Genomic DNA, 17787 nt, shown 5'->3' with positions numbered 1-17787 from the left:
TCAACAGTCGGGTAACCGAGAAGGAGATCAAGATGACCAAAATCAGGAAAGATCACATTTTCGCTCTCTTTCCACAGTGTTAATCAAGCCTTAATCAAGCGTTAATCAAGCGTAATAAAACTAACGCTTGATTAACGCTTGATTAAGGCTTGATTAACGCTGTCAAGTGATAGAGCGGCATGACGCCCCAAATTGATCTTTATTCCTCTTCATCAATTCCTCTTCCTTGGTGGTGGGAAAATTTGGTGTGGGGAATTCCGCTTCCCAATGTGTAGCGCAGCATGCCGATGCTGCGGATGAGATATTCCAGCCAGCCTTCCACTCAACATTCCAAGGGGAATAACTGAAAAACTGACACTCAACCCAAGGTGAAAAACTGAAAAACTGAATCCATGGAAAACGAGAAAAACTGAAAACTGTGAATTGGTGGAGTGAAATTGATGGTGTGGATTGGTGGAGAATGACCGGAGATTGGTATTATTATTGAAACGCGGATTGATTATGGATGCTGGTGATAATGCTTATTTTCCTGGCTTTTAACTTTTGCGGAGAAGAACTTGATCAGATAATCCGGCATGTAGGAAAGCTTTGCCTGCCGCAAGCCCGGAAGCCCGATATCCTGTTCGCGGTTAATCCAGGCATAGCGTTGGGAGAGGTGCTTCGCCGTCTCCCAGTTGACGATCTGCCCGCTGCCTTTTTTGTCCGGGTCAAATTTCTCAAAGTGGATGGTCGCCATCTTGGGTGTTTGCTCGCTGAAAATGGAATAGGCGACGATGCGGTTGTGCAAACATATAATCAGCCCTTCGATCGGTAGTTCGTTCCACATGTCCAGCGCGTTTTTGATCGCGATGAACTCGGTATTCAGGTAGATGCCTTCTGCTTCGCGCTCGCGCCGCCATTTTTCCGTGAAACTAATGATCACATCCCTGCGGTCGGGGGTAATTTTCAGCACCTTGTAATCTGGGTAGGCACGGATGAATTGAGAAACCAGGTTTTTCTTTTTTGCCAGCTTTTTGCCGCTGAGGCTCACCATTTTCTCGGTGGAATAGATATAATCCGCCCAGGCGCGGTCTTCCCTGATTTCAAAAAAGAGCTCCATCTCGGGATTGGCGGAGAGATATTCCTCCGGAATCAGGATCAACTCCGCATCCTTGAAATCAAGGTGAAAAAGGCTGAGCAGTTCTGTTAACTCTTCCGGCACGAGCCCTTTTCCCACGGGAAAAAATACGTATTGGAAGCGGGGAATGAAGATTACCAGATGCTCGCGCCAGAGGGCAAACTGGTTGTCGTAGATGCGTCCCCAGGTCATCAGGTTGCAGATCGAATAGTCGCAGGCTTCATGGGAATAGAGACTGAAGTATTCGCGCAATAAAGGAATATGGGCGGTATTGAGGCTTTGCAGTTTCAACATGATTTTGCTATTGGTCTTCTTTGAGCAGGAAGGGCGTGTAGCCTTGCATGATGCCGAATCCGAGGGATTGATAGAAGCGTTCGTAGCCGGGTTCGCTGATCAATCCGATCCATTGCAAACCGCTTTCTTTCATGCGTTTGATGAGGGCGTGGATGATGTCCTTGCCGATGCCCCGACCCCGATAATCGCTGTGTACGATCACGTCCTGGATATAGCCGTCGCTGACGCCATCGCTGATCGCTCTGCCCATACCGATGACCTTTTCGCCGTCAAGGGCGATCACAAAACAAAAGGTGTCCGAAATAATGCGGCGCACCGTCTCCAGATATTCCGGGTTTTCATCCGTTTGCCACCATCCGGGGTGACGGTAGAGGGCGAGGATTTCCTCCGCCGGGGCTGATTTCACGATTCTGATCTCGATCTCGGACATCATTCTTCTTCCTTTAACACAAGATCCCAACCGCTACAGCAGTCCCCAACGCCGGCGCAGAAAGAGTTCCAGGCAGAAGAGCAAGATAAACAGCGAGATCAGATACCATTTGCGGTAGATGGGAATCTCCTTGCGCTCGGTGAATTCACGGCTTTGGGCGGGCAGGGGATTGAAATCCGCCAAGGATAAAGCGGTGAGCAGCTTGCCGCCGCTATCGTTTGCCAACCATGAGAGCAGCGGAAGATTATAGTCAAAATCACGCTGCTCGATGGAACTCTCGGAAACGCTGAATCTGCCGGAAGCGCTTTCACCGCCGATCTTATCGCGAATCTCAAAGCGGTAGTTTCCCGCTTTGTTCAGCATTGCCGATAGGCTGTATTCCCCATCGTTATGGGTCATAAAATCACTAAATACCTCTTTCTCGGCATCGTCGAAGATGCTCAGCCGCGGGTTCAGATCAAGGCGCAGCAGACGGATTTCGTCCTCGGCATGAAGACGCAGCAATATTTCCTCTCCGAGGAAATAGCTGGGCTTGAAGATCGCGCTGTATCCGCTTTCGGATTTGTTTGTCAGCCAGGCGATGCTGTTTGCCATCAGCTTTTTGTAAGTGCTTGTCCTGCTTTGCAATTGCCACTTCCACAGGTACAAAAAACCGTATGCGATCACTCTGCCTTTGGATGCACTGCGGATCGCGATGGCGGGGGAGCTTTGAGGGTTATTGATCACAGCCAGCACTTCGGCATCGGCGGAGGCGCTGAGATAATAATAGTCCAATGGCGGGATATTCGGCAGCTCGGCGGCATCGATCGTCATCATGGAATAGTTTGCCGCCGCAGGACTCAACTGCAGAAAGCCTTGATAGGCGGCGGAGATATTGGATTGTCTGAGGGGTAAAATCGCTTGAAACTCGCTCAACGGCATTCCTTGCCAGAGGATGCCGATTCCTTTCTGATGGGCGGACATGATATAATTGCGGCTGGCTTCGTCCGGTTTCAGCTCGCCGTTGTTGATCACGATGATCGCTGCCGGATTAGCGAGATTTATCGCGTTTACGCGCTGCTCGCCTTGGAACACTTCACCGTCTTTGAGGATGAAAGTCAGGGCTTCCCAGCGCGGGTTTTCCTTGATGGAATCGACGATGAACTTCTGATCCCAACCGGGTTTATCCGTGATGATGACGAGGCGCTCTTTCTCGCTGAGAACTTCGATTGCGCCTGGGAAACTGTTATTGCTGAGGCTGCGTTCTTGCACTCCCGTGGCGGATATTTCCACATTGAAAGGATAGAAACCGGTCTGATTGAATCTCTGGCTAAAGTCCACGCTGCTTTGCACGCCGACAGCCAGTTTGACCGTCTGAGAGGCGCTGTTTCTGCCCCCCATTTTCAGGTTCAGGACTGCAGCTCCGCTATAGTTTTGCGCTGTCACATCAGCCCGGATGAGCGTTGGTTCGCCTCGGTAGGCATGACGGTTGGAGCGGACGTTTTGCACGATCAGATCGGGGCTTTGGGTTCCGGAAGTATCCGCTAACACATAGAACGGAGTGCCAAGCTGGCGAACGATTTGCAGGGATTCGTCCCGCAGCCATCCGTCGGAAGCCAACACAATGCCCGAAACCCTGGCAAAATCGTGCTTCTTCGCGAGTTCCTTCAAAGCCGGCTCCAGCAGAGTGCTGCCTCTGTCAGCTTCAAATCCGCGGGCAAAGGAATAGCTGTGGGTCTCATAACCCTGGGTGGAGAACTTCCTTTCGAGATCGATCAAAAGCGGTTTGAGCTTATCCTTTTTGGCGATGTTTCCGCTTGTCAAGTCCATGCTGAGGGAATTGTCCGTGAGCAGAATGACCTGCGGACGTTCGATGCGAGAGCGGATATAATACCAGATCGGATTGATGAGCACAGTGAGCAGGATGGCGATTACCACAGCGCGCAACAGAAATAGCGGCAACCTTCTGCCACGCGGCAACGGAGGCTGGCTGGAGTGGTAGAACCACGCGCTGGCCAGCAGGGAGATGAACGCGATTAATCCGTATCTGAAAATCACAGACTGAATCTGAAGTAAGACGCGAAAGCCACGCCTTTGGTCTTCACTCCCGGAAGGATGGATTCAAAGGACTGCATACCGATGCCAAATTCGACGGGGCGGATCTTCAAACCGATGCCATAGGACACGCGCCAGGGATATTCGCTGTTTCCAAGCCCCACTCCGAGATGGATGGGCATCATCGGGATGGGAAGAAGTTCCGCGCCGAAAGAGATTCTACCGATCTTGGAGGTCATGATCGAGGAACCGAATCCCTGCACAAAATCCGTGGAAAGGACTGCCTGCCGTGTGCGGTATAGCGTTGCCAGACGCAGCTCCAGAGGAAACGACGTGCTGAAGGCATCTGCCTTTTCCCTGGTTTTTTCCCACTCAAAGATATCGTCATCCAGATTGGCTACATAGACACTGTCTGCGGAAAGGCTATAGTTCAGGTTTTCACGCACAAGCCCCCAATTGATGAAGCCGAAGATGTTGTCCAGAGTGATACCGGCAAAGAGGTTTGGCAGAGGCTCGGAGACGAGACCCAGCATCGCTTTAAATCCTGCTCCCCCGCCACCGGTCTTGAGGGTGATATCCTGATGCAAGCTGAGACCATCGATGGTAGAGCTGAAACTACCATGATAATGGCTGGTGTGAATATCTTGGATTCCAACCAGAAGGCTCGCTCCGATTCCGGCTTTGATCGTGGGAACGCTTTCCGGCAAAGGTAGCGTGATATCTCCATAGCCAAGAGTAAAATCGACATAGCTGAGCGCGGCGAGGTTATTGTGCTTTTTGCCAAACTCATAATGTTCTTCCGCATTGCCATAGAGCAATAGCTCCAGATACTTCTCCGAGACTGCCGCCTTGGCATAATAATGGATGGAACTGGTGAGCGCCACGTTGCCGAAAGTCAGTCCCAAGATGCTGCTTTGACCACCGACAGTGATGTTGAGATTCTCGTCGATCATATTCAGCAGCTTTTGTTTGTCGCTGTCGTCAAGATACTTCTTTTTCATGATATGGTTATAGATATCCAGATCAAGTGAGTTATTTGCCGCATAGAACCCTGAATTCAGGGCGGGCAGCCAGAGATCGCCATAGTTTTCACTGATCAAGGCGGGATTCCAATAGTTTGCCTCGCTGCCTTTGGCGCGCAGCATATAGCTATCCGAATACATCATCCCCTTGCCGGCATAGTTGGTGCCAAACAACGCGAACGCGCTCAGGGACAGGATCAGGAACAAAAATAGCTTTCTCATATATCCTCCGTGATGCGCAAACCCACCCGGATCATGCTTTTCACCTGGATATAATCCGCGGGGGAAGCCGTGATCGTAATTGGTGTGCCATGAGCTGCAAAACTGAAGGTCCAGAGCATGAACACGGTGGGCTGGGCAAAGACGTCCAGCTCCGCTTTGTTCAGGGAAAGGGTGGTGATCTGCTCACCCGGCGACAGATTGGAGGATTGAAGGTTCATCCCACGGCTGAACGCATAAGTGCCGGGAACCGCAGGATCGATCTGATCGCTATCACCGATATAGAGAGTGGCGGTGGCGCCGATGGGAAGCTTGTTCAGGATGTGCAGGGTCAATTCCGCTGCCAGAGCGTTGTTTTGTATCTGCCTGCGATTTTCCGCAGTGATGTTGATTAGTGTGGGATCCTGCAATTGGATCGTGCTTTCATAGACGACAAAGGTAAACGGGGCGTCCAATTGATAATCCATCCTGATGATATCGCTGCTGCGGACGGTTCCCACCGGTCCTGTGGTGCTGCTGTCGATGAGAAAGAATGCGTCGCGAATCTCAATCTTGTCCGGCATGATCTGCATTAGCTGCTCGACGTTGTTTTCAAAAACCAGCTCGGTGATCCCTGCTCCTGCCTCGGTGGCGGGATTGATCAGATAGGGTTGGTTGTTGTTATCCACAATGGGTATGCTGCGCACTTGACCGGTTCGGGTGTTTTCGGCATAGAAGTTGCCATGCAGCTCGCAGACGAACCCCACCATGTTTTGCACATCGATAAAGAGCTTGGCGGACTGCAAGCCGAAGGCATCCTCTATATTATGCGGATACTCGATGTTGACTGATGATTGGTTCTCCACAAGTGACATCTCAAAATCTACCAGGTGACCGCGAAAAAGGTCAAAAGCCAGAGCTCCCAAAACGCCGAAATCCATTAAACCGGCAGCGCTGCCGGCTGGCTGAGTGGAAACCACTTGGATTGTGTAGTTCAATTGATCCAGCAAAGTGCCGGAGTTCAGGGTGCCGATCGTGCATCCTTCGAGGTTGCTGTTTTGCCAGCCGGAATTGCCTGGATAGCTGATCTGGTAAGGAGTTCCATCCTGATAAAACAGTTCATGGAAGATCAGATTGATCTGGCTCACACTGTTCGCTACATTGAAAAAGCGGGTGCGCAGGGTTCCGCTAATAATTTTCCCATAGGATATCAACACCTTGTCTTCGGGGTCCACCAAAGGAAAGAAACCGGCATTGGAGCCGGAGAATATGGGCATTCCAGTGACATTTATATCGGGCTCGAACGACACATCACCAAAATAGGGAGTCTCCTCCGATCCGGTGCCCCTCAGGATGAGTATATCTCCATCACCGAGGACGATATTGACGCTGTCCACCAGATCCGAGACGAAGTATTTCTCATTGATCAGCGGAATATTTAGCGTGACATCCCATTCCGGCATCACCGGTTTCCTGATGTCACACGCGCTTAGCAGCAGAAGAGCAGCTAATAAAACAAGCGCGCACCATTTCATACGACACATCCTTCTTTGCCTCGCGGCAAAAGTCTTATCATAGGTATATTCACTCGGTTGGCATAATCGAGCAATTTTCAATCCGTTTTTGTAGTATTTTCAGATACAGGGCATCGTGCGCCATTAGCAGAGCATATTGTTTTTTGTCCAGATATATGATCTGACCGGGAGGGGATTCTATTTCAAGCCTGCGGACGAGGATCTCCGCCTTGACCAGTTCTCCGAAAGCGGGATGCCAGGGTCCGGCGAGGATGTCGCTTTCCGCGATATTTGAGGGGATGCCCAGTTTGATCACTTTTATGCCGAGTCTGTGCGTCAGTTCGAGATAAGCTGCGCATTGGCTGATCGCCTCTTCCAAAGCCATCGGCAGATATTCTCCTCTTTCATACATCTGCGCCAGGGGCGTGCCTTTGACGACGATCAAAGGATAGAGACGCAGATATTCGGGCTTCAGTTCTTCCAGAGCGGATTTGTTTCTTTGGATGCTGGATTCGCTTGCTCCCGGCAAGCCGGGCATCAATTGCACCCCCAGTTCGAAACCTCGTTCTTTCACGAGTTTTGAGGCGTTCATAGCTTCCGCGTGAGAGTATCCGCGTCCGCTTTGTTTCAGCACCTCATCGTCAAAATCCTGAATCCCCAGTTCGATGCATTTTATCCCCGCGGCTTCGCACCAATCAAGAATGGCGTCATCGATATAGGATGGATGCGTGGAGATGCGAAAGCTGGTTTGTTCATCCGAGACGGCTCTGTAAGCCTGAATCAGTTCATCCCTGAAATCTTCCTCCAAAGCGGTGAAGGTGCCTCCATAGAAAGCGATCTCTTTTTCCTTGCCTATGTGGCGCTGCACAAACTCCGCTGCGCCCTTCACGGAGCTTGACAGATCAAAATCCGCACTGCCGCTGATCTTGTTCTGATCGCAATAGATGCAGAGCCGCGGACAACCCTGCATGGGCAGAAATATCGGGTAGATCAGGTGTTTTCTTTTGTCTTTCATCGATGTCATCCGCGGTTGTGATTGATTGATCTGGTCAAAACTATCTTCACGAGCTGCCCTATCCCTCGTCCGGTGCGCTATAACCGCTTTCATGGTCAAAATCCGCGGCTTTTTCGATCGCTTTGATTTTGGTCTTGTGCTTGAGCAGGGATGGATGGTTTTCGCGGATGAAATCAAGCACAGTTTCATTGATATCGCCGATCTTGGCAAGCGCGGCAATACTGAGACCGATCTCAATCGATATTTTCATTGCCTTCCGCATCTGCAGGGTGCACTTGATAGTGGGAGTTTCATTGCAAATCTCGCTGAGATGCCCTACCAAGCCCTTCTCCAGCCTATCAAACTGTCTGACAACGCGGTGGATACGAAATCCCAGATATCCGGCAAAAGCCGTTCCTCCGATCAGAAACAGGGTCTTAAACACTTTTTTCATTATTCTATCTCCTAAAATATTGGCAATATGGAACGCACGGAACACACACCATAAGGATATGATAATTGTCCGAGACCTTAATGTCAAGAACAGGATGGTGCATTGAGAGATGTTTGTCGGTGAGCGGGAGAACGTCAAAACGCGTAGCGATAGCCAAAGGAAAGCGTGAAACGGTTGACCTTGGTAAACACATATCCCTGCTCCTCCAACTCATCAATGCGTTCAAACATCCCGGAATTGATCACATAAAGGATGTCAAAATCCATGCCGTGGTTTCTGCGATCGCCGAACATCCAGCGTGAACCCGCACCCACAGTGAATCCGCGATAAGCTTCCTTGATGTCTGCCCCCGCGGGAATATCGATCAAAACCATTCCGTTGATGCCATAGAGCAAAGTAATTTGGGGACGCCAGTTGCTTTTCAGGGGAAAGAGAAAGCCCTTCAGCCCAAGCTCGTATCCGGAAACATAGCCAAAAGTGCCGATGCCGGCAGTCAGGGCAAGATGTTCCAACAGGTTCAGATCGGCATTGAACCCCAAGCCGCCATAGGGCAATCCAAACCCAAATCCCAGGCTGCCATTGCTTGCGATTTGGGGTTCGGGCAAAGCCAAATCCTGAGCATTCAAAACACCCGCGCCAAACAGGATCAGCAGGATTAACAGGACATTGTATTTCATCATCAAAACTCCATTTACCGAGGACTCTATATTTACATTCTTGCACTTGACAACAGGTATGCTTTTGCGGTCTTGAACAATCTATCCGTGGAAACTTCCCCTCTGGGTGGAAACTATTGCAGGATTGCGACGACGCGAAAAAACCTGCGTGAGCTCATCCCGACCGTGATCTGGTAAGACGTGTTCACCGTTTCTCCAGCCAAGCTCCAAGCTCCGGTGAGTGGATCACCCGAAGCGTAGATCCTGTATGAGGACGCGCCGCTTAAAGCCTCCCAGGAAAGATTGACGGACTCTTGATTGCGGACAATGGCAATGCCGTTCACCGGCGATGGTTCATTCCGAAACCAGATCCTTGTGTTTGGAACGCGGTTGCTAAGTATTCCGGTCGCTTGGGGAGCAAGCGGGTTGTAGGTTGTCATATCTGAAGCAGCGTATCTGGTTCGATTCGGATAGGAGGTGGTTGCTGTTTGGTAGAAGTCATTGCTTATGCTATAGGTTTGGTTCTCCATCTGCCGATAAGCGCGCACTGCCAAATTTGTCCCGTTATACTGAAACGGCGTCTGCAATTGGATATAGATTTCATTGATGCCCAGAGGAAAATTCAGGACGCCGTCAAACACGAGACTGAAACCGGCTCCGGGTAGCCATCCACCGCTAAGGCTGCTCGCGGTTGTATTTGCCATATATATCTTTACAGCTTTACCTGGCAAGGACTGGCTGAAGTTGTTTTTGTAGGATATGGCGATGATCTCCCTGGCTGGCATGGACAGCTCTGCTGCAAAGTAGATAGTTTCGGAAAGGCTGTTCTTGTAGAAGAAATTGAGCGGCATCAGATTGTCCCTCAATGTGGAGGCCGGATTGCCAACCAAAACGACGATCGGGGCATTATCCCTGAAACTTGTTTTTGCGTTTACGGGTTCACAATTCAAAATGCCGAAAATTAATAACAAAAGCGAGGTCAATAGCGGGCGGATCATGTTTTCTCCTTGGTATTTCTTTTTTTTGTTCGATGATCGTATTTCGCAAGGTTGTGGATACTGCCTGGCATGTCAAGTTTTATCGTATTTGGTGTTTCAAGAGAGCCGGCACTTCCACCACTCGGCAAAGCTCTGCATGCCCTGTGCAAAAGACGTGCGGGGTTGATAACCAAGCAACCTGCGCGCGATTGATATATCGGCAAGAGTGTGGGGAATATCTCCATCCTGCGGTACCCTGAAATCGAGCCGCGCTTCCTTGTGAAAGACCTGCTCCAAATTCAAGATCATGTCCAGCAGTCCGATGCCGCGGTCGTTGCCGAGATTGATGATCTCATAGCACAGATGATCTTGAACGTATTGGATTGAGCGCATCACGCCCTGAATGATATCTCCGATGTAAGTATAATCCCGGCTGGATGTTCCATCTCCAAAGACTGGCAGCGCCTCTCCACTTTCCAGCAGCGAGGCAAATTTACAAATTGCCAGATCGGGACGCTGACGCGGTCCATAGACTGTGAAAAACCTCAGGCAAATGATGGACATTTTATCTAGATAATGATATGTGTGGCAGAGCAATTCGCCGGCTTTCTTGGTGGCGGCGTAAGGAGAGATGGGATTGTCCACATTGTCGCTTTCGCTGAAGGGGAGCTTGGCATTGTTTCCATAGACCGAGGATGAGGACGCAAAGATGAATCTGCCGATGCCATGTATCTTACATAGTTGCAGAAGATTGAGAGTTCCGGCTACGTTCACTTTCTCATAGAGTTCGGGGTTTTGGATTGAGGGACGCACACCCGCCATCGCGGCAAGGTGGACGACAAGATCAATTTTGTAATAGGAGAAGGCTTTGCTGAGCTCGTCAAGATCAGTGATGTCGCATTCGATGAGCGAGAAATTTGGCTGTTTCCGGCACTCGGAGATGTTGGTCATTTTGATTTGGGGATCGTAGAAATCGCAGAAATTGTCCAGACACAGCACCTTGTGTCCTTGTGCCAATAAAGCTTCGCAGAGGTGGGAACCGATGAACCCGGCTCCCCCGGTGACGAGGATATTTTCAGGCATTCTCTCTTGTGATCCTGGCACCGATGCCATTCAGTTTTTCTTCGATGCGGTCATAACCACGGTCGATGTGATAGATGCGGGAAACGCTAGTCTTGTCCTGAGCGACGATTCCGGCAAGCACCAAAGCCGCGCTGGCTCTCAAATCCGTTGCCATCACTTCCGCGCCGCTGAGTTCCTTCACGCCTTTGACGGTGGCGATGTTTCGATCCAGCCGGATGTTTGCCTGCAAGCGGTTGAGCTCCGCCACGTGCATGAATCTATCCGGGAAAATAGTGTCCTCAATGAAACTAACGCCATCCGCAAGGCACATCAACACAGTGAATTGCGCCTGCAGGTCGGTGGGAAATCCCGGATGCGGAAGCGTGAGGATATTCACCGGTTTGATGATCTTGGGCGGGTTCATGGTGATGCTGGTTTTTCCAATAATCATCTCGCAGCCGGCTTCGCGGAGCTTGTCGATGAGCACCCTCAGGTGCTCCGGCTCGCAGTTTTCCACAATTACCGGTTTTGTGCTCAAAGCAGCGGCAATGAGAAAAGTTCCGGCTTCGATGCGATCCGGGATCATGGTCATTTCCACGGGAAACAGGTCGTCCACACCCTCGATGCGGATGGTGGTGCTTTCCTTTCCACTGATCTTTGCACCCATTTTATTGAGGATATCGATGGTGGCATCGACCTCCGGTTCCATCGCAGCATTGAACATGCGCGTGGTGCCTTTTGCCAGCACAGCCGCCATCATGGCATTGATGGTGGCTCCAACGCTGGATTTTTCGAAATAGATATCCGCGCCGGTCAGCTGCTTCGCCTTGGCGTGGATGTATCCATGCTCGATGTTGATCTCTGCGCCCAAGGCTTCCATCGCCTTGAGATGAAGATCCACAGGGCGCGTGCCGATCGCGCAACCTCCGGGAAAGGAAACCCTTGCCTCACCAAGTCTCGCCAAAAGCGGTCCCAACACATAAATCGAGGCGCGCATCTTGCTCACCAGTTCATAGGGCGCTTCTTTGAAACACACATCCCGGGAATCGATACTCATCCACCCGTTTTCATATTCGATCCGGGCACCGATAACGCGCAAAAGATGCGCCATTGTCTTCAGATCAATCAAATGCGGCACGTTGCGCAGCATCGATTTTCCAGGTGCCAAAAGGCAGGCTGCCATCACCGGCAGGATGGCGTTTTTAGCTCCGCTCACGCTGATCGATCCGCTCAGCTCCCGGTTTCCTTCAATGATAAACTTATCCATCTATTCCTCCATCTGCCTCTGTAAACACGAGGCAACGGTCATAATCGTTCAAATCCCGATATTCTCCGGCCGCTTTAAAACCATGCTCAAAGGCGATCTTTTTGATAGCCTCCCGCTGGGTATAACCATGCTCGAAGATGATCCTTCCGCCGGGTTTCAGGTAGCTGGGTGCACAAGATAGTATTTTACGATAGAAATCCAGCCCCTCACCCATCGCCAACAACGCGTTTGAGGGCTCAAACAGCCTGATCTTTTCATCCAGCTTGGCAAATTCCCCTTCAGAGACATAAGGCGGATTACTGATGATCAGATCAAACCGCATTCCCTCTTCCGGAAAGATATCACAAACGCGAAAATCTATCTCACAAGCGAGGCTTTCAGCATTTCGCTTTGCCGTTTCCAGCGCCGCGGGACTGATATCCGTGGCGATTATCTTCAAGCCCGGTCTTTCCTTTTTCAAAGCAATTGCGATAGCTCCCGAACCGGTACCGATATCGATCACCGTCTCGTCATCACTCAGTTCTTTAAGCGCCAGTTCCACAAGCAGTTCCGTCTCATGACGGGGAATCAGCACCGCAGGATTCACTTCCAGTTCCAATCCCCAAAACCATGCCCTACCCAGTATGTACTGCACCGGTTCATGCTTTCTCAAACGCTCCAAAGAGCTCAGAAACAAAGCTCCAGTCTCTTCTTCAAGCTCGTCCTGAGCGTGAAGAGCAAGCTCCGGAACGGATAATCCGCTCAGTTCCGACAGCAGATATTTGATCTCATGCTGCAAAGAAAGGGCGGAATTGCAAAAGGCGAGACCCTGCGCGATCTTCATGCCCCGGCAATTGTCTTGGCTTTTAGCGAGCGCTTGATCTGCACGACTCTGCCGCCATCGGTAAACTCCAGCTTGTCGCAAAGATGATAGAGCATGGAAAGTCCTCTGCCATGCCCGTCCGTGTTGAGCTGGTTTTCCTGTTCCAGAAGTTTGAGCGTGCTAACATAGTCGAAACCGTTGCCGTCATCCTCCACCCTGATACAGATTTCGTCTTTGAGCTGATCGACGGTGAAGGAGAATCTGATGCGGCGTTTTGCAATGTGTTCCAGCGCCAGTTTTTCAGCGATCACATCCTGCAAGTGGGCAAAGCCGAAGTGTCGCTGTTCTTTGTCAAGCTCAAGCGTACCATGGAGATAGGCATTGTAGATCATCTCATCCGCGCAGATCAATATCTCGTTCATCAAGTTTTTTGGCAGGGCTGTATTGTTCAACAGGTATTTGTTGAAAACCTTGGAGAAACCGTATTGGGCAAACTTCCTGGGGTCGATCTGGAAGCTGATGTTGACTACTTCCAAAAGAATGAGGAACTTCTCCATGTTGACCTTGTAGTTTCTGCGTTCCAAAATAGACTTGATAGAACGCAGCATCTGCTTGCTCTCCACGGGTTTGCGGATGAAATCAGCCGCTCCGAGACGGATCGCCTGGATGAAATAATCATGTTCCAGAAAGCCGGTCATGAGGATCACATCCAGTTCACGATCATAGTCTTTTCGAACCCGGTCGAGCAAATCGAGCCCGGTGATTCCGGGCATATCGATATCACAGATCACCAGGTCATATTGGTTTTCGCGGATATTGCGCAAAGCGTCGCTGCCGTTGAAGGCAGAATCGACCTGATAACCCTGCAATTCAAGGATCTTGCAGAGGCTATTGACGATGCTGATGCTGTCATCGACGATGAGCAGTTTCGGAGGTTCAAGCGTCATTTAGCCCAGATTTACCGTGAACAGCTGGTTGAGCTTGAGCATGGAAAAGAGTTCATAGACGCTGGTCGAGCATCTGACCACTTCGATCTCTCCACCTTTGCTGATAAAGTCCTTGTAAAACAGTAAAATCTTGCCGATGCCGGTGCTGCTGATGTTGCGGCAATTAAAAAGGTCAAGCTCTAACAGAGTGGCATCGGATTTGATAACTTCCGTCAGTTTTTCCTGCAAAATGTGCGCATTCTCGCTGTTGAGAAATCCGTCGATTTTCATGCTGGCGATATTGCCATTGAAGTGTAGATCAATACTCATCGCTATCCCCTTGTATGTTTTAGGTCTATGGACACACAGATATCATTTCGCTTTGACTTGTCAAGTATTTATTGTTAGTATCCCCGGATTCTTTTTAGGATCGAGGCTTGGATGTTTGAGGGAGTGACCTCGTATTTCTTAAATTCGAGCGTATAGATCGCTCTGCCCTGGGAAATCGAGCGGATGCGCGTGGCATAGCCAAAGAGCTCGCTGAGCGGTACTTCCGCGATGATTTCCTGCTGATATTCGTTGTGTCTGCGCATGACCCCGATTCTGCCGCGCTTGGAATTAATATCGGCAATGATGTCTCCCACAAAATCATCCGGACTCAGCACCGTGAGCAGCATGATCGGTTCCATGATCTGTGGATCTGCGGCACGCAAGCCTTTGCCCACCGCCATTGATGTCGCGATCCGAAAAGCCGGCTCGTTCGAATCCACCGGGTTGAAATCCCCGTCGATGATCTTGATCTTCACTCTTTCGACGTTGCTGCTTATCAGCGGACCGTCGTTGAGAGCGTTCAAAGCTGCTTCTTCGATGCACTTCCAATAGATCTGTGGGATCTTCTCCGCTCCGATTTCCAAGGCAAATAGATTCTTCTCGTCGTTTGGCAAGTCGCTCAGGCTCAAAGGAATGAGCTTGATCTTGACCGCCGCGTAGTTGCCTTTGCCACTCATCTCGCGCACGAAAATCTCTTCGGCGACGACACTTCTGCTGATCGTTTCCTTGTAAGAAACCTGCGGAGTACCGACGTTTGCGGAGACGTTAAATTCCCTTCTCAAGCGATCGACGATAATATCAAGATGCAGCTCTCCCATACCGGAAATCAGGGTCTGACCGGAATCCTTGTCGATATGGACGCGGAAAGTGGGATCTTCTTCTTCCAGACGCGAGAGCGCGATGCCCAGATTCTCCTGATCCGCCTTGGTTTTGGGCTCGATGGCGATGGAAATCACCGAATCCGGAAAATGCATCTTTGCCAGATGAATCTCGATGCTGCCGTCCGTGATCGTGTCCCCGGTTGTGAGAAACTTGGTGCCGACGATCGCGCCGATGTCTCCGGCATGGAGGTCGTCGAGATCATTTTTGCGGTTGCTCATCATTTGCAGGATTCGGGAGACGCGTTCGCGTTTGCCGCTGTTTTGATTCACAAAAACCGCTCCCTTTTTCAGAGTGCCTGAATAGACGCGCACATAGACGAGTTTGCCCACATATTTATCGATCTGCACCTTGAAAGCCAGTGCCACAAAAGGATCATCGGGATCGGCATGCACTTCAATCGGGACATGAGTTTCGGGATCAAAACCGGTGCTCGTATGCACGTCCAAAGGCGATGGTAAAAAATCGCAAATCGCGTCTAATAAAAGCTGCACGCCTTTGTTCTTGAGCGATGAACCGCATAGCACCGGCACAAATTCATTGGCGATCGTCGCCTTGCGAATGGCCCGATAGACCAGCTCCGGAGGGATTTCCTCCCTCTCCAAAAACAGCATCATCAGTTCGTCGTCATATTCCGCGACACTGTCCAAAAGCGCTTCCCGCATTTCTTCGGCTTTTTCTTTCAGCTCATCCGGAATCGTCTCCAAATGCACACCGGATCCATACACGAGCGGATCAAAGAACCACGCTTTCATCGTGATCAAATCTATCACACCGGCAAAATTGTCTTCTTTGCCGATCGGAATATTTACCGCAACAGCCTTTGTGGTCAGACGTTCGTGGATCATCTGGATGACGCGTTCATAATCGGAGCCGACGCGGTCGATTTTGTTCACATAAGCAATGCGGGGAATTTGATAGCGATCCGCCTGATGCCAGACAGTTTCGGATTGGGGTTCGACGCCCCCCACGGCACAAAAGACACCCACCGCGCCGTCAAGGATGCGCAAAGAGCGTTCCACCTCGGCAGTGAAATCCACGTGTCCGGGAGTGTCTATGATGTTGATCCGCTTATCTTTCCAGAGACAGGTGACGGTAGCAGCCGTGATCGTGATTCCGCGCTCGCGCTCTTGTTCCATCCAATCCGTAAATGTATTGCCATCATGGACTTCGCCCATTTTATGCAAAAATCCCGAATAGAACAATATCCGTTCCGTCGTGGTCGTCTTGCCGGCATCAATGTGCGCCATGATGCCGATGTTTCTGATCTTACTCAGCGGAGAATCCGCGTCGCTTTTCATCATGATCCAATCCTGATATGTCACCTTTTTTATGTAGTTTTCTCTTTGTGCGCCAAAGATACAAGATTGCATAGTTTGTCTATAAAAAAGTGCCGCAGGCTAAAGGAAAAGGGTGATTTTGCATCAATTCTCGCCCAATTTCCGCCAAACTTCTGCAAATATTTTGCCAAACTTCTGCCAATATTCTCTCAAGCTGGAACTCGGCATGACGGACATTCTGCATCTAAGTACTCCGGTTTTTGCACCTAAAAATGTCAAGTCCTAATACACGCATCCCCTCGGAATATTATTTATAATGGTGGTTAATGCTATATCCAATAGTGCATTATGGCTCTGTTTCGCTTGAAAATGTGTAGATCATAAAGCATCCATTGTGGATAAGTCAGTTTTTTTACAAGCAAATTTCCAGACCAAAAACCAGATTCTACTTTTCCACACGAGAATTGTGGATAACTGTGTGCATAAGCACAAGATATCAAGGAGATTAATCATACAAAATGTCCAATATATTTCTTGGCAAAAATGGCGACCCCAATTATTGGTTCAGTTAAATGATCGAACTTAAAAGGAGTCGCCAATGTTTGATATGACAAAGACCAAAACCAAGGAAAAATTGCAAGTAAAATTTCTCCAGTTTCTCAGCAAGCACAAGGGACTGTTCACTCTCCCTGAGTTCAAGTTTTTGATAGACATGTGTTTGGGCATTTTGAAAACGCATGCTGTAATCAACAATAAAATCGCAATAGGTCTCTTGGAGGCAATCTCGCCAAAGAATGTTTGTAAGCGTTTTACCAGGCATCTAAATAAAGCAGATTTGGGTGTCAAGATTCAATAAAGAACAGGATACTGAGTTCAGTATTTTCAGGGAAAGCATGGATTTCAGCTATTATCGCAGCGTTGGTGCAGAACTGCTTACACTACATTTCTGGAAGACACTCAAACTGGATCAGATCCTTCAGGAATGCTCATTTAGCGAGAAGGAGATCGAACTTGCCAAGATCGTGATTCTGGGTCGTTTGCTCTCTCCCGGCAGCGAGCGTCAAACCCTGAAGTGGTTCAATGAGGAAAGCAGCTTATCCGAATTCCTGCGGATCGTCAAACCCGGTTTGAAAAAGGATGTTCTCTATCGCATAGCTGACAGGATACTGGAACAGAAACCAGGGATCGAGCGTCGCTTGAGGGACAATCTGAAGAGTTTGCATTCCCTGATTGACCAAGTCTATCTCTATGACCTGACCAACACCTATTTCGAAAGTAGCAAACGTAACAGCGAGATTTGCAAGCGTGGCAAGAGCAAGGAAAAGCGTGATGACTGTCCCCTGGTTACCCTGGCTTTGGTGGTGGATCAGAATGGCTTTCCGGTCTATAGCAGAATTTACAGCGGGAATCAGTCTGAACCCAAGACCTTGAAGGATATCCTGCATGAGATCTATGATGACAAGGAAGACTTGCTTGATCGATTAGCCAGGCCTTCGGTGATTATGGACCGAGGCATTGCCACCAAGGAGAATCTTGCCTATCTGAGAAAAA

General features: G+C 49.8%; 17 protein-coding genes. 1 reads left to right on the top strand and 16 read right to left on the bottom strand.

From position 1 onward, the window contains the following. Positions 1–199: 199 nt before the first annotated feature. From Q8M98_05370 to fusA, 16 genes are all read right to left on the bottom strand, one after another. Complete coding sequence (locus Q8M98_05370) at positions 200–322, bottom strand: hypothetical protein (protein ID MDP3114191.1); 123 nt, start codon at positions 320–322, stop codon at positions 200–202. A gap of 177 nt (positions 323–499) precedes the next feature. Further along, a complete protein-coding gene (locus Q8M98_05365; GenBank protein MDP3114190.1) occupies positions 500–1411 on the bottom strand; it encodes a phosphatidylglycerol lysyltransferase domain-containing protein in 912 nt (303 codons plus the stop codon). 7 nt (positions 1412–1418) lie between these two features. Further along, on the bottom strand, positions 1419–1844 hold the full coding sequence (locus tag Q8M98_05360) for a GNAT family N-acetyltransferase (protein ID MDP3114189.1): 426 nt from the start codon (positions 1842–1844) through the stop codon (positions 1419–1421). Positions 1845–1874: 30 nt separating this feature from the next. Next, positions 1875–3878, bottom strand: coding sequence for a hypothetical protein (locus Q8M98_05355; GenBank protein MDP3114188.1), 2004 nt, complete (start codon positions 3876–3878; stop codon positions 1875–1877). After that, entirely contained in the window at positions 3875–5119 is a 1245-nt protein-coding gene (locus tag Q8M98_05350; protein ID MDP3114187.1) for a DUF5723 family protein, read from the bottom strand. Before Q8M98_05350 ends, Q8M98_05355 begins: the two co-directional genes overlap by 4 nt. Further along, the gene (locus Q8M98_05345; protein ID MDP3114186.1) at positions 5116–6630 is read right to left on the bottom strand and encodes a hypothetical protein; all 1515 of its coding nucleotides are present in this window, start codon (positions 6628–6630) and stop codon (positions 5116–5118) included. Before Q8M98_05345 ends, Q8M98_05350 begins: the two co-directional genes overlap by 4 nt. 49 nt (positions 6631–6679) lie before the next feature. Beyond that, entirely contained in the window at positions 6680–7624 is a 945-nt protein-coding gene (locus tag Q8M98_05340; GenBank protein ID MDP3114185.1) for a radical SAM protein, read from the bottom strand. A gap of 58 nt (positions 7625–7682) precedes the next feature. After that, complete coding sequence (locus Q8M98_05335) at positions 7683–8057, bottom strand: hypothetical protein (protein MDP3114184.1); 375 nt, start codon at positions 8055–8057, stop codon at positions 7683–7685. Between the two features lie 134 nt (positions 8058–8191). After that, positions 8192–8737: a hypothetical protein gene (locus Q8M98_05330; protein MDP3114183.1), complete on the bottom strand. Its 546-nt coding sequence runs from the start codon at positions 8735–8737 to the stop codon at positions 8192–8194. Positions 8738–8847: 110 nt separating this feature from the next. After that, positions 8848–9711: a hypothetical protein gene (locus Q8M98_05325; protein MDP3114182.1), complete on the bottom strand. Its 864-nt coding sequence runs from the start codon at positions 9709–9711 to the stop codon at positions 8848–8850. Positions 9712–9807: 96 nt separating this feature from the next. Next, a complete protein-coding gene (locus Q8M98_05320; GenBank protein ID MDP3114181.1) occupies positions 9808–10773 on the bottom strand; it encodes an SDR family NAD(P)-dependent oxidoreductase in 966 nt (321 codons plus the stop codon). After that, positions 10766–12019: a UDP-N-acetylglucosamine 1-carboxyvinyltransferase gene (murA, locus tag Q8M98_05315; protein ID MDP3114180.1), complete on the bottom strand. Its 1254-nt coding sequence runs from the start codon at positions 12017–12019 to the stop codon at positions 10766–10768. Before murA ends, Q8M98_05320 begins: the two co-directional genes overlap by 8 nt. Further along, complete coding sequence (gene prmC, locus Q8M98_05310) at positions 12012–12842, bottom strand: peptide chain release factor N(5)-glutamine methyltransferase (protein MDP3114179.1); 831 nt, start codon at positions 12840–12842, stop codon at positions 12012–12014. The genes murA and prmC overlap by 8 nt, the downstream gene beginning before the upstream one ends. Beyond that, a complete protein-coding gene (locus Q8M98_05305) occupies positions 12839–13768 on the bottom strand; it encodes a response regulator (GenBank protein MDP3114178.1) in 930 nt (309 codons plus the stop codon). Before Q8M98_05305 ends, prmC begins: the two co-directional genes overlap by 4 nt. Further along, positions 13769–14077: an STAS domain-containing protein gene (locus Q8M98_05300; GenBank protein ID MDP3114177.1), complete on the bottom strand. Its 309-nt coding sequence runs from the start codon at positions 14075–14077 to the stop codon at positions 13769–13771. 74 nt (positions 14078–14151) lie between these two features. Continuing rightward, positions 14152–16257 (bottom strand): elongation factor G, encoded by a 2106-nt coding sequence (fusA, locus tag Q8M98_05295; protein MDP3114176.1) that lies wholly within the window; start codon positions 16255–16257, stop codon positions 14152–14154. Between the two features lie 818 nt (positions 16258–17075). Between fusA and Q8M98_05290 the strand changes: the two genes are divergently transcribed. Next, on the top strand, positions 17076–17787 hold a 712-nt coding region (locus Q8M98_05290), incomplete at its 3' end, for an IS1634 family transposase (GenBank protein ID MDP3114175.1).

The organism is Candidatus Cloacimonadaceae bacterium (assembly GCA_030693415.1).
Classification (GTDB): Bacteria; Cloacimonadota; Cloacimonadia; order Cloacimonadales; family Cloacimonadaceae; genus JAUYAR01.
The sequence above is the reverse complement of the archived record's forward strand: the minus strand, read 5'-3'. Positions and strand labels throughout refer to the sequence as shown.